The following is a 13,101-nucleotide window of genomic DNA, read 5'->3' as shown; positions in this document are numbered from 1 at the left end:
GATCGTGACCCTGCCTTGAGGAGGTGAGAACCCGTGAACGCGGTATCGACGTGGGTGCTCTCCTTCCCGAAAGGCAACACAGATGAAGTCCTCCCAGTTCGACGTGGTCATCGCCGGATGCGGGCCGACCGGAGCGATGCTGGCCGCTGAACTGCGGCTGCACGATGTCCAGGTTCTCGTTCTGGAGAAAGAGAAAGAGCCCGTCTCCTCGCTCGTCCGCGTGGTGAGCCTGCACGTTCGCAGTCTTGAGATCATGGCGATGCGCGGACTGCTGGACCGGTTCCTCGAACGCGGCAGGCAACGGCCGGTCGGCGGCATCTTCGCCGCCATCCCCAAGCCGGCACCCGAAGATCTGAAGTCCGCTTACCAGCTGGGCATCCCGCAGCCGATCATCGACGGCCTGCTCGAAGAACACGCGGTCGAACTTGGTGCGCAGGTCCGTCGTGGTTGTGCGGTAACAGGTTTCGAGCAGTACGACGAGGGCGTGACGGTCGAGCTGGCCGACGGCGAACGGCTCCGGTCACGCTATCTGGTCGGCTGCGACGGTGCACGCAGTGCTGTGCGCAAGCTGCTCGGCGTCGGATTTCCCGGCGAGCCCTCGCGGAACCACACGCTGATGGGCGAGATGGCGGCGACCGCGTCGCGGGAGGAGATCGCCAAGTCCGGCAGAGTGATCAGCCCCTTCGGCGAAGGGGTCTACCGCGTTGTGGTGTCCGAAGTGGAGCCCAGTGCGGAACCTCCGACGCTGGACGATTTCAAACGGCAGCTGCACGCTGTGGCCGGAACGGACTTCGGCGTGCACTCGCCACGCTGGCTGTCCCGGTTCGGCGATGCCACCCGGCTCGCCGAGCGGTACCGGGTCGGGCGGGTGCTGCTGGCCGGCGACGCGGCGCACATCCACCCGCCCGCCGGTGGTCAGGGCCTCAACCTGGGCGTCCAGGACGCGGTCAACCTCGGCTGGAAGCTGGCGGCCGAGATTCACGGCTGGGCACCGAAAGCGTTGCTGGACACGTATGAGGCAGAACGTCGTCCGGTCGCCGAGGACGTCCTGAACAACACCCGCGCCCAGGTGCTGCTGGCCTCCGACGAACCGGGAGCGCGGGCCGTGCGGAGGCTGCTGACCGAGCTGATGGACTTCGACGAGGTGAACCGGTACCTGATCGAGAAGATCACGGCGATCGGCATCCGGTACGACTTCGGCAGCAGCCACGACCTGGTCGGCCGCCGGATGCGCGACATCGACCTGGAGCAGGGCCGCGGGCTCGTGCTCGACCGCACCGGGCAGCTGAGGGTCGGCGGCTGGTCCGACCGGGTCGACCTCGTCACTGATCCTGTTGCGGCACATGATGTTCCGGCCGTCCTGCTGCGCCCCGACGGCTATGTCGCGTGGGTCGGTGAGCAGCAGGAGGACCTGGACGACCAGCTCGGCCGCTGGTTCGGCGCCTAACGCCAGCCGAGGGCCGGCGCGACGTGCGTGACGATGTTGTCGATGACGTGCGCGCTGTAGTCGACGCCGAGCTGGTTGGGCACGGTCAGCAGGAGGGTGTCCGCTTCGGCGATCGCCTCGTCCTCGGCCAGTTGCCGGATCAGCTCGTCTGGCTCGGCGGCGTACGAGCGTCCGAAGATCGCCTTGTTCGGGCCGTCGATGAAGCCGATCTGGTCCTTGCTCTCGCCGTCACCGCCGAAGTACGCGTCGTCGAGGTCGGTGGTGATGGCGAAGATGCTGCGGGACACCGAGACCCGCGGCTCGCGTTCCCACCCGGCCTCGGTCCAGGCCTTGCGGAACGCCCGGATCTGCTCGGCCTGCTGGACGTGGAACGGCGCCCCGCCCTCGTCGTACTTCAGGGTCGAGCTCATCAGGTTCATGCCCTGCTCGGCCGCCCACACCGCGGTGCCGTTGGAACCAGCGCCCCACCAGATCCGGTCGCGCAGACCCGGCGCGTGCGGCTCCAGGCGCAGCAGGCCGGGCGGGTTCGGGAACATCGGCCGCGGGTTGGGCCGCGCGAACCCCTCTCCCTCCAGCACCTTCAGGAACACCTCGGCGTGCTTGCGGGCCATGTCGGCCTCGGTCTGCCCCTCGCCGGGCTCGTAGCCGAAGTACCGCCACCCGTCGACGACCTGCTCGGGCGATCCCCGCGAGATGCCGAGCTGCAGCCTGCCGCCGGCGATGAGGTCCGCCGACCCGGCGTCCTCGACCATGTACATCGGGTTCTCGTACCGCATGTCGATCACACCGGTGCCGATCTCGATGCGCGAGGTCCGCGCGCCGATCGCGGCGAGCAGCGGGAACGGCGACGCGAGCTGCCTGGCGAAGTGGTGCACCCGGAAGTAGGCGCCGTCAGCGCCGAGCTCCTCCGCGGCCACCGCCAGGTCGATCGACTGCAGCAGCGTGTCGGACGCCGACCTCGTCTGCGAGCCGGGGCTGTCCGACCAGTGCCCGAACGACAGAAAACCGATCTTCTTCACACCATGCCGAACACATCCGCCCGGCAGTTGCTTCCCTGATCAGCTGTGCTCTTCGCGGAGTGCCTGCGACGCCTCGACGATGATCTCGCGCATCGCCTGTTCCGCCGCGGCCGGATCGCCGGACTGCACGGCCTGGGCGACGTCGGCGTGCAGGCGGATCGCGGCCGGGTTGGGCAGGTCCGGCATGAGTCCGTGGTGGGTGCGGCCGATGAGCACCTCGGACACGACGTCGGTGAGGGCGCCGAGCATCTCGTTGCCCGAGGCGGCGAGCAACGTGTGGTGGAACAGCAGGTCGGCCTGCAGGTAGGCCTCCAGGTCGCCGGACTTGCCGTGCACGGCCATCTCCATGACGGCCTTCGTCAGGTCGCCGCACTGGGCGGGCGTGGCGCGCCGGGCGGCCAGGGCGGCCGCGATCGGTTCGATGCCACCGCGGAGCTCACTCAGCGACTCCAGCTGGGCCACGCGGCCTTCGCCGTCCAGTCGCCACCGGATGATGCGCGGGTCGAAGACGTTCCACGCGCGCTGCTCGGCAACGGTCACGCCGACGCGGCGCTTGGTGATCAACACGCCCATGGACTGCAGCACCCGCACGACCTCGCGGATCACCGGGCGGGACACGCCGTGCGACTCGGCCAGCTCGTCGATGCGCAGCACCTCACCCGGCTTGAGCTCACCCGCCGCGATCCGGCGGCCCAGGTCGTCCAGGACGGTGTGGTGCAGTCCCGGCTTCGCCTGCTCAGCGGTTCCCACGAGGCCGAATCCTCTCACGATTGCCCTCGCGAGGCCTCCCTGAACGATAAAGAACAGGTTATTTGACCGGTTGGATTGTAAAAGTCAGGTTATTGAGCCACGCTGTGCGGCACTGTCGAAGGGAGTCGGCCAGTGCCTCAGTTGATCGTGGTCATGGGCGTGTCGGGATCGGGCAAGAGCACGACGGGCGCCGCGCTCGCCCGCCGGTTGGGCGTGCCGTTCGCCGACGCGGACGAGTTCCACCCCGCCTCCAACGTCGCCAAGATGTCGGCCGGCGTACCCCTGGACGACGCCGACCGCGAACCGTGGCTGGCCGCGATCGCGGGGTGGCTCGCCTTGCACGCCGACGGTGGCGTGGTCATCTGCTCGGCTTTGAAGCGCGCGTTCCGGGATCGGCTTCGCGCCGCCGCACCCGCCGCCTACTTCGTGCACCTCTCCGGTGACTCCGCGGTGGTGTCGGCTCGCGTCGCCGCCAGGACCGGCCACTTCATGCCGGTCGCTCTCGTGGACAGCCAGTTCGCCGCGCTGGAGCCGCTCGAACCCGACGAGCACGGGCTCGTGCTCGATCTCGACCAGCCCGTCGACGCGATCGTCGGGGCTTGCCTGACCGCCGCAGACCGAACCGCGGTGGGAACCGCGGTGGTGGGAACCGCACTGGCGGGAACCGCGGAGGGAACCCGGACGTGACCCTCGCCCCGGACACCCGCACCTTCGGCGCCCGCGCCCACGCCCCCACCTTCCACACCCCGGCCGTTGAGCCACACGCCCTGGGGACCCACGCCCTGGGGACCCACGCCCTGGGGACCCACGCCCTGGACGCGACGGGCACACCCGCCCATCAGACCCACGCCCTGGAGACCCTCACCGCCGCAGAAGGAACCGCGGAAGGAACGCTGACATGACCCTCGCCCTGGAGACCCTTTCCGCCGGCCGGCTCATCCCGGCCGCCGTCATCGGCATCGCGTTGCTGGTGCTGCTGATCACCAAGGTGAAGCTGCACCCGTTCCTCGGGCTGACGGTCGCCTCGCTCGTCGTCGCCGCCATCGCGGGCCTGGGCATGGACGCCGCGCTGGCCGGGTTCGCCAAGGGTTTCGGCGACACCGCCGCGGGCATCGGCACGCTGATCGCACTCGGCGCGATGATCGGCAAGCTGCTCGCCGACACAGGCGGTGCGGACGCGATCGTCGACGCGATCATCGGCAGGGCGAGCCGTCGTTCGCTGCCGTGGGCGATGGCCGGGGTGGGCGCGCTGATCGGCCTGCCCATGTTCTTCGAGATCGGCCTCGTGCTGATCATGCCGGTCGTGCTGCTGATCTCCCGGCGGTCCGGGGTGTCGCTGATCAAGCTCGGCATCCCGGCGCTGGCCGGTCTTTCGGCGATGCACGGTCTCGTGCCGCCGCACCCCGGTCCGCTGGTGGCCGTCAACGCGCTGAAGGCCGATCTCGGCATCACGCTCGGGCTCGGTGTGCTCATCGCCATCCCGACCATCGCCATCGCCGGCCCGCTGTTCGCCCGCTACGCCGCCCGGTGGGTCGACGTGCCGGCGCCGGAGCTGTTCGCCAGCGAGGAGAACGAGGACAAGCCGCGCCCGTCGTTCCGGATCACGCTGGCCACCGTGCTGCTGCCGGTGGTGCTGATGATGGGCAAGGCGGCGGCCGACATCACCGCGGCCAAGGGCAACCCGGTTCGCTCGGTGCTGGACTTCCTCGGCACGCCGGTGATCGCGTTGCTGATCGCGGTCGTCGTCTCGATGATCACGCTCGGGCGCGGCGCGCGGATGTCCGCCAAGGAGATCGCGTCCAGCGTCGAGGCCGGGCTGCCGCCCATCGCGGGCATCCTGCTGATCGTCGCGGCGGGTGGCGGGTTCAAGCAGACCCTCATCGACACCGGCATCGGCAAGCTCATCGCCGACTGGGTCGCGGGCAGCGGCCTGTCGGTGCTGCTGCTGGCCTGGCTGGTGGCCGTGCTGATCCGGCTCGCGACCGGGTCCGCGACCGTGGCGACGGTGACCGCCTCCGGCATCCTCGCTCCCCTCGTCTCCACCCTCAGCCCTGGTGAGACGTCGCTGCTGGTGCTGGCGATCGGCGCCGGGTCGCTGTTCTTCTCGCACGTCAACGACGCCGGGTTCTGGCTGGTCAAGGGCTATTTCGGGCTCAGCGTCAGCCAGAACGTCAAGACCTGGTCGGTCATGGAGACCCTGCTGTCCGTCGTCGGTCTCGTCGGAGTGCTGCTCGTCGATCTGGTCATCTGAGCCGGGCAGCGATGAGTTTGGGAGGCTTCCGAGGTCCGACCCTCGAACGCACAACAGGGAGGAAGCCCATGACTCAGCTGGTGAAGGTGCAGAACTTCGTGGTTTCGAGCGACGGGTTCGGTGCGGGTGAGGACCAGACGCTGGAGAGGCCGTTCGGGCACGCCAACCCCGGCGAGCTGTTCGCCTGGGCCGGCGCCACGGCGAGCTGGCCCAACCGCACCGACCCCGGCGGCAGCCGTGGCCTCGACGACTACTTCACGCGCGACTTCGCCCACAACATCGGCGCCGAGATCATGGGCGCGCACAAGTTCAGCCCGCACCGCGGCCCGTGGACGGACCACACGTGGCAGGGCTGGTGGGGCGACGAGCCGCCGTTCCACACCCCGGTCTTCGTGCTGACCCACCACGAACGTCCGACGTTCACGTTGTCCGACACCACGTTCCACTTCGTGAACGGCGACCCGGCCGACGTCCTCAAGCTCGCGAAGGAGGCCGCGCAGGGCAAGGACGTCCGGATCGGCGGCGGCGCCACGACCGTCCGGCAGTTCCTCGACGCCGACCTCATCGACACCCTGCACATCGCGGTCTCCCCGGTCGAGCTCGGCCACGGCGTGCCGCTGTGGAAGTCGCCCGACGAACTGCTCGACCGGTTCCACCTCGACGTCGTGCCGAGTTCGAGCGGCGTGACGCACCACCTGTTCTGGCGGAAGTGAAGTCACCGGCAACGCAGGTCGTCGGGTGCGGAGGCGTCGACGAGTGCACGCCACTCGTCGGCGGTGAGGTCGCGTCCCGCGGTGGTGCACGCGGTGCGCACGAGGTTCTCATCGGAGATGTCGCGGACGACAGCCGTCGCCGGTCCTGAGTCGCGGCTCTCCGCCACCGTGAGCATCCACTTGCCGTCACCGGAGAAACCGATGCCCACGCGGCTCTCCGGATCGCCGGGAACGGTCAGCACGACCGAACCTGACTCCAGATCGGCGACGGTGACCGAGTTGTCCCCACGCGCACGGGCGACCAGCACTCCGTTGCTGCTCGGCGGCCAGAACAGGCCGGCGTCGCCCGCGATCGTGTTGCGCCGTCCGGTGAGGCGGTCGTCCCACACCTCCAACTCGCCGGACTCCAGCTGCACCAGCAACCGATCCCCCACGAACGCGAGATAGCGCACCCCTGCCTGAGCGAGCCGGCCGACCTCCGCGCCCGTCGACGCGTCACGGACCACGACCGATGCCTTGTCCGCCACCGCGACCAAGCTGCTGGACGCCGCCGCCGCACTGACATCCGGGGCCTTCGGCGCGACTGGTGCCGACGGATCCGGGACCACCGTCCTGGTGTCACCACTGGCGACGTCCACGAGATCGAACCCGCCGTCGGACTGCACGACGACGAGCCGCTCGGAGCCCATCGCGGCCGCGATCACCTCACCGTTGCGCTGACCTGCCGCGACGGCCCGCACCTGACTGGGAAAACCGGCTGGAACCTTCACCCGCGAGCCACCGACCTGCGGCTGCACGACGACCACAGCCTCCGAACCACGCCAGAGCGCGGGTCCGTAAAGAGCGTCGAGGTTCAGGTCCGCCAGCTGCCGGATCTCTCCCGGCCGCGCCACCGGACCGATGACACCGGCCCAGCCCGAGCCGTCGAACGCCATCATCTGCGCACCGTCGTGGGACAGCGCGACGTCCGGCGGCCCGCACGCGTTGCAGCCCGGACTCAGCTCGATCGGGAACGACCGGCCGATGCGGTCCACCTGGTCGAGGTCCCACAGCGTCACGCGGTTGCCGGACGCCGAGGCGAGCTTCCGGTCGTCCTTGCCCAGGAACACCAGGCCGCCGTAGGTGACCCGGCCCGTGCCGTTGAGCTTCACGGGTTCGGCGAACGTCGAGCCCGGTGCGAGGACCTGGGACACGTAGATCGCGCCGTCCTCCGCGATCGCCAGGTGGGAAGCGTCCGCGCTCAAGGCCATGGCGCCGGGCTTCGCGATCGGGGCGCGCGCGTTCAGGTGAGGCTCGGCCACGCTGGTGTCGCGGTCCGTCTGCCAGACCCAGATGGTGTCACCGCCGTTGGTGTAGCTGAAGGCACGACCGTCCGCGGACACGGCCTGCCCGTAGTTCGCGGTGCCGAAGCCGGTGTCCGCACCGAGAACCGCACGCCAGTCGGAGACCCGCACGCGTGCCCACTGGCCGTAGCCGCTGTCGAAGAACAGCACCTCGTCGTCCGAGGTCACCACGTGGTCGTACCCGATCGTCCGATCCAGCCGATGATCCACTTGGCTGGCGCCGTCGGTGAGAACGGCCGCCACCGCTCCGTTCTTGTCGCTCGTGACCACAGCCGTGCGTCCGGACTCGGACACCGCGACCGCACGGAACTCGGCGTCCCGCACCGCGGTGACGCTCTCGGGTTCACGGCCCTTGCGCGCGACTCGTGCGGACGACTTGTCAGCCGCCGCAACGACGTCACCGTTCCCGCTGATCGCCACGGACACGATCTCGGTGTCCAGGTCGAGCACCTGTTCCGGTGTGCGGTCGGTCAAACGCCATCGCATCACCCGGCCGTCCTTCAGACCGGCCACCACCGCGCTGCCGTCGGCGCTGGCCGCGAGCTTGCTGACGTCCGCGTCGAACGGCAGGTAGCGCGTCATGTTGCCGCTCGCGCTCACCGCGCGGAACAGCGCGGCGCGGGTCTGCGGGTTCGGGTCGGTTCGGAACGCCTTGGCCGCCAACAGGTTCGCCACGTCGAGGTTGGTCGCGAGCTGACTCTCCGAGGCTCCGGCGAGCTTGCGCGACAACCCGATCTGCTGCTGCGTGCCGGCCTCGACGCGGGACTCGACCGCGAGCGTCCCCGCGAAGACCGCCCCGGCCACGGCGATCACCAGCAGAGAGCCCGCGATGCCCCAGTTCCGCCTGGTCTTGCGCAACGCCAGCCGGTCCTCGTCGCGCAGCTGGTCCTTCTCCATGCCGTACAGGTGGGCGGCGATGGTCAAGGCGGCGTCGCGCAGCTTGGGGCGCCGCACCTTCCCATCGCCGGCGATCGAGGCCCAGATCGGCTCGCTGGAATACCAGCCGCGCACTTCCTCCGGCAACGCGTCCGTGTTCGAGTCGAAGTCGTTCAGAGCCTTGTTCCACAGGATCCGCCCACCGGAGTGCACGATGAAGAACTTGTCCTGCGACCGGTTGTTCCTCCACCAGTCGACCTCGAAGCGCACCCACGGCGACACCGCTGCCTGAGGCGACGCCATCAGGATGAACGAATCGCACTTCTTGAGCGCCTCGATGAGCGCGTGCTCCAGACTTGGGGACAACCGGAGATTCGTCGTGTCGCGGAATATGCGCAGTGAGCTCGGCGTGCGCCAGGACTTCCCCACGCGGCGAATCAGGCGCTGGAGCAAAGGCGCGGTGAAACGGTCCGCCTCGCGGTTGTAGGAGATGAACGCGTCGTATTCCACGTGCATCCTTCGCGTCCGTGACAAGATTTGTTACCGCGTAACGAAATCCCAGACGAGAGCGAGTTACCGGCCATGGCGCGACTGATGTTCCTGCTCGCCGGTGTTCTCCTGGCGGGCTGCACGAGTCTGGGACCCGCACCGCCCGTTCCTTCCCCGACTCCGGCGCCGAACACGGTCACCGCGATCAAACTGCCGGACGGTTCCTTCCCCAGATCCCCTTTCGTGGCACCAGACGGCTCCGTGTGGTGCAGCGAGACATCAGGCGAGGCACTCGGCCGCATCGACCAGAACGGTGCCGTCACCCACGTGCGCATACCGGGAAACAACAACAGTCCCGCCGGGATCGTGCACGGGCCGGACGGGCTGATCTGGTTCGCCGGTTTCCAGATGATCGGCCGCGTGTCCGCCACCGGGACCGTCACCGGCTGGCGCAGTGCGGACGTCGGTCTGCCCAACGCGATCGCCGCCGGCCAGGACAACGCCGTCTGGTACACCAACGAAAAGCTGCCGCCGGCCATCAGCCGCATCACGGCATCCGGGGCGATACAACACCGCACGCTGCAGACCACCGACCCGCTGATCAAACTGCCCGGCCTCACCGCCGGCCCGGACCAGGCGCTGTGGTTCACCGTGACGTCGAACGCACGGGGCGCCACACACGCCGTCGGCCGGATGCCGGTCGACGGCTCCTCCTATCGCCTCTTCCCCCTGCCCGCCGAATCCGGCCCTGGCACCATCGTCGCCGGCTCCGATGACGCACTCTGGTTCACCACCGGCCGTGGCATCGGCCGCATGAGCACCACCGGCGACTTCACCGAACACCCGGTGCCAGGAGACGCCAGGCCACTCGACATCGCCACCGGCCCGGACGGTTCGCTGTGGTTCACGACCGACCAGAGCCGCATCGGCAGGATCACCACGTCCGGTCGGATCACCATGCACGACACGACCGGCGCCAAGAGCCTGACCGGCGGGCTCGCGGTGAGTCCGGACGGCACGCTGTGGATCACTGACGGCCCGGGGAACACCGTGTGGCGCTACTCCCCTATGCGCTGATCGTCCACTGTGGTCAGTGCCTGCCCCAACCCGGAACGGTGCCGTCGATGTCCACCTCGAACTGGTCGTACTTCGCCATCAGCGCGAGCAGCTCGTCCTCGGTGGGCTGGTTGCCGTCCGCGTACATCTCGGCGAGGCCCCGGAAGTACTCCTCGCGGTTGAGCGCGGGCGTGAAGATGATGAGCATCTTGGCCTGGTCCTGGTACGGGTTGCGGAACCCGTGCGACACGCCCATCGGGACGTTCACGTAGGTGCCGGGCGGCGCGGCGAACGTCTTGCCGTCGAGGTGGAGCTCCACCATGCCGTGCAGGACGTAGAACGCCTCCAGCTGCTCGTTGTGGACGTGCGGAGAGGCACCGGGCGCTCCGGGATCCATCCGGTGCTCGTACAGGCCGAGCTTCCCGTCGGTCTCGCTGCCCTGGGCCTTGAAGGTCGTGTGGGTGGTCGTGCCGATCTGCACCGACTCGCCCTCGCCGGGAAGCAGGATGCGGGACAACTGCGTCATCTCTGGTCACTCCTCATCGGTGTCGTCGTCGAGCCACGAGAGGTACCGCTCGCCCGTGTCGGGAAAGACGGTCACCAAGTTCTTGCCCGCGTACTCAGGCCGCGAGGCGAGCACACGGCACGCGTGCGCCGCCGCGCCGGAGGAGACGCCCACGAGGAGCCCCGCCGTCCGGGCGAGTTCGCGTGCCGTGTTGTAGGCGTCGTCGTTGGACACCGTCAGGACCTCGTCGATCAGGTCGACGTCGGTGGTCGGCGCGACGAAACCGCCGTTGAGGCCGGGGATGCGGTGCAGGCCGCCCCACCCCTGGCTGAGCACCGGGGATCCCTCGGGCTCCACCGCGACCACGCGGATCGCGGGGTTGCGTTCCTTCAGGTAGCGCGCGGTGCCGCTGAGCGTGCCGCCGGTGCCCACGCCGCAGACGAGGACGTCCACCGCACCGTCGGTGTCGTTCCAGATCTCAGGTCCGGTGGTGGCGTAGTGCGCCGCCACGTTGTCGGAGTTCTCGTGCTGGCAGGCGAACCACGACCCCGGCCGGTCGCGGTGGATCTCCTCGGCCTTGGCGATCGCGGCCGCGTAGCCCTCCTGGTACGGCGTCAGCACGATCTCGGCACCGAACGCCCGCAGCAGCTTGAGGCGTTCACTGGTCGCACTGTCCGGCAGGACGATCACGCACTTGTACCCGCGGGCGGAGGCGATCGCCGCCAGCGCGATGCCCGTGTTGCCCGACGTGGCTTCCACGATGGTGCCCGAGCCCCTGGTGAGCTGCCCGCGCTGTTCCGCGCCGTTGATCATGTAGAGCGCCGCGCGGTCCTTCACGCTGGACAACGGGTTCGCCATCTCCAGCTTGGCGAAGAGGTTCGCGGTGGTGACGCCGAGGTCGAGCCGGACGATCGGCGTGCCGCCGATCAGGTCTTCCAGTGACTGGGCAAGCCGGACTTGGGTCTGCACGGGCACTCCTAGGTTTCGTCACCAGCTGGGGAACACGGCCGCACCCTTGTGCCGCTGACCCGCGACCACGACGGACTGCCGGGGCCGAGCCGCCTTCGCCACGCTGCGGCTCGACCTCAGGTTCGGGATGGAGAACGGCGCCAGGACGCGCGAGTCCGCCGGGACGTCGCGGATGACGAGTGCCTGCGCGCCCACCACCGAGTCGTGGCCGACGGTGATCGGGCCGAGCAGCGTCGCGTTGGCGCCGACGACCACCCGGTCGCCGAGCTTGGGGTGCCGGCGCGAACCCTCCGGCCGTTGGTTGTCGTGCCACCACCCGACCGCACCGAGTGTTACCTGGTGGAAGATCGTGACGTCGTCGCCGATGACGACCGTCTCGCCGATCACGACCGCCGCGCCGTGATCGACGAAGAACCCGCGGCCGATCTGTGCTCCGGGGTGGATCTCGATGCCACCGGAGAGCAGCCGGGCGATGACCATGACCAGGCGGGCGCCGCGCCGGTGACCCCGCAGGTGCAGCCAGTGCGAGATCTTGTGTCCCCAGACCGCGATGATCGACGGGTGCAGCAGCGCCTCGCTGCGCGACTCGATCGACGGGTCGCGGTCCAGGATCACGTCCAGATCCGCGGCGAGCACCCGGAGCAGCGCCCGCGGGGTCACCGGACCGCTCCCGCTGTGTCCTTGCGCAGCTGCCCGAGCCGGTTCTCCGCGTAGGCCACACCGACGAGCACCACGAGGCCACCGGCCAGGAGGTTCCACGTCACGGGTTCACCGAGGAACACCACGCTGACGAGCACCGCGAACACCGGCACGACGTAGTTGACCGCCGATGCTGTCGTGGCGCCGACGTCGCCGATCAGGCGGAAGTACAGGACGTAGGCCAGGCCGGTGCTGAACAGGCCGAGCAACACGATGCTCAACGTCACCGGGCCGGTGAGGTCGGGAACGCGCCAGTCGAGGAACGGGGTCACCAGCGCCTGCAGCACCGCCGCCGACACGAGCTGCGACGCGGCCAGTGCGAGCGGCGCCAACCCGAGCGGTGACAAGAACTTCCGGACGTACACGAAGCCGATCGCGTAGCTGATGGCCGCGCCGAAGCACGCCAGCCGCCCGCTCAGCGATCCGAGCGACTCGTGCCACGGCCCGATCAGCAGCACCACGCCGACGAAGCCCAGCGCCAGCCCTACCGCCTTGCGCGAGGTCGCCCGCTCGGTCGGCAGCGCGGCCGCGGCCAGCCCCAGCGTCAGCAGCGGGGTGGCGCCGATGAGGACACCCGCGATGCCCGCACCGGTGGACTTCTCCCCGTAGGACAGCAGCAGGAACGGGATCACGTTGCCGAACAGGCCGGCGGCACCGATGTGCCCCCACACCAGCACCGATCTCGGCAGCACGACCTTGCGGGCGGCCGCGATCGTGAGCAGCACGGCCGCGCCCAGAACGAGTCTGGCGAGCACGAGCTGCGCCGGTGTCAGACCTTCGAGGGACACCTTGATGAAGGTGAAGCTGCTGCCCCACAGCAGCGCCAGCACCATGAAGCGGGTGACGGATGCCTTGTCCATTGCTTCTCGATTCAGGTCACCTGCGAGTAGTCGTTTGGAAACTTCAGCAGGTGCTGCTCGGGGCGCGGTCGAGCCGAACGTCTGCAACGGACGTTTGGGGCCGGAAACCGGGAAATGTCACGGA

At 69.2% G+C, this 13,101-nt stretch carries 12 protein-coding genes; 5 read left to right on the top strand and 7 right to left on the bottom strand.

All coding sequences use genetic code 11. The features are described 5' to 3' along the window. Positions 1 to 82: 82 nt before the first annotated feature. Entirely contained in the window at positions 83 to 1,447 is a 1,365-nt protein-coding gene (locus tag LFM09_RS07095) for an FAD-dependent monooxygenase (protein WP_414095471.1), read from the top strand. On the opposite strand, the gene LFM09_RS07090 is transcribed toward LFM09_RS07095, so the two are convergent. Both LFM09_RS07090 and LFM09_RS07085 read right to left on the bottom strand, forming a co-directional pair. Further along, positions 1,444 to 2,466, bottom strand: coding sequence for an LLM class flavin-dependent oxidoreductase (locus LFM09_RS07090; RefSeq protein WP_414095470.1), 1,023 nt, complete (start codon positions 2,464 to 2,466; stop codon positions 1,444 to 1,446). The genes LFM09_RS07095 and LFM09_RS07090 overlap by 4 nt on opposite strands. Before the next feature lie 39 nt (positions 2,467 to 2,505). Beyond that, the gene (locus tag LFM09_RS07085; RefSeq protein WP_414095469.1) at positions 2,506 to 3,216 is read right to left on the bottom strand and encodes a FadR/GntR family transcriptional regulator; all 711 of its coding nucleotides are present in this window, start codon (positions 3,214 to 3,216) and stop codon (positions 2,506 to 2,508) included. A gap of 153 nt (positions 3,217 to 3,369) precedes the next feature. Here LFM09_RS07085 and LFM09_RS07080 point away from each other — a divergent pair, with 153 nt between their 5' ends. The 3 genes from LFM09_RS07080 to LFM09_RS07070 all read left to right on the top strand — a co-directional run bounded on the left by LFM09_RS07080 (position 3,370) and on the right by LFM09_RS07070 (position 6,180). Further along, positions 3,370 to 3,903 (top strand): gluconokinase, encoded by a 534-nt coding sequence (locus tag LFM09_RS07080; protein WP_414095605.1) that lies wholly within the window; start codon positions 3,370 to 3,372, stop codon positions 3,901 to 3,903. 211 nt (positions 3,904 to 4,114) lie between these two features. Beyond that, a complete protein-coding gene (locus tag LFM09_RS07075; protein WP_414095468.1) occupies positions 4,115 to 5,467 on the top strand; it encodes a GntP family permease in 1,353 nt (450 codons plus the stop codon). Between the two features lie 68 nt (positions 5,468 to 5,535). Further along, positions 5,536 to 6,180, top strand: a complete 645-nt coding sequence (locus LFM09_RS07070; protein WP_414095467.1) for a dihydrofolate reductase family protein — start codon at positions 5,536 to 5,538, stop codon at positions 6,178 to 6,180. A gap of 2 nt (positions 6,181 to 6,182) precedes the next feature. Here the strand turns inward: LFM09_RS07070 and LFM09_RS07065 are convergent, their stop codons facing one another. Then, a complete protein-coding gene (locus LFM09_RS07065) occupies positions 6,183 to 8,915 on the bottom strand; it encodes a hypothetical protein (protein WP_414095466.1) in 2,733 nt (910 codons plus the stop codon). A 66-nt stretch (positions 8,916 to 8,981) separates the two neighbouring features. On the opposite strand from LFM09_RS07065, the gene LFM09_RS07060 reads away from it, so the two are divergent. After that, the gene (locus tag LFM09_RS07060; RefSeq protein WP_414095465.1) at positions 8,982 to 9,965 is read left to right on the top strand and encodes a hypothetical protein; all 984 of its coding nucleotides are present in this window, start codon (positions 8,982 to 8,984) and stop codon (positions 9,963 to 9,965) included. A 13-nt stretch (positions 9,966 to 9,978) separates the two neighbouring features. Here the strand turns inward: LFM09_RS07060 and LFM09_RS07055 are convergent, their stop codons facing one another. From LFM09_RS07055 to LFM09_RS07040, 4 genes are read right to left on the bottom strand one after another with little or no spacing between them, the layout of a single operon-like run. After that, the gene (locus LFM09_RS07055) at positions 9,979 to 10,470 is read right to left on the bottom strand and encodes a cupin domain-containing protein (RefSeq protein ID WP_414095464.1); all 492 of its coding nucleotides are present in this window, start codon (positions 10,468 to 10,470) and stop codon (positions 9,979 to 9,981) included. A gap of 6 nt (positions 10,471 to 10,476) precedes the next feature. Then, positions 10,477 to 11,418: a cysteine synthase A gene (gene cysK / locus LFM09_RS07050; RefSeq protein WP_414095463.1), complete on the bottom strand. Its 942-nt coding sequence runs from the start codon at positions 11,416 to 11,418 to the stop codon at positions 10,477 to 10,479. Positions 11,419 to 11,436: 18 nt separating this feature from the next. Next, positions 11,437 to 12,078, bottom strand: a complete 642-nt coding sequence (locus tag LFM09_RS07045; protein WP_414095462.1) for a serine O-acetyltransferase — start codon at positions 12,076 to 12,078, stop codon at positions 11,437 to 11,439. Beyond that, positions 12,075 to 12,977, bottom strand: a complete 903-nt coding sequence (locus tag LFM09_RS07040) for a DMT family transporter (protein ID WP_414095461.1) — start codon at positions 12,975 to 12,977, stop codon at positions 12,075 to 12,077. The genes LFM09_RS07045 and LFM09_RS07040 overlap by 4 nt, the downstream gene beginning before the upstream one ends. Positions 12,978 to 13,101 lie beyond the last annotated feature (124 nt).

This window comes from Lentzea alba, from assembly GCF_047445655.1.
Classification (GTDB): domain Bacteria; phylum Actinomycetota; class Actinomycetes; order Mycobacteriales; family Pseudonocardiaceae; genus Lentzea; species Lentzea alba_A.
Note: the sequence above shows the minus strand (reverse complement) of the source record. Positions and strands in the feature narration are given on the sequence as shown.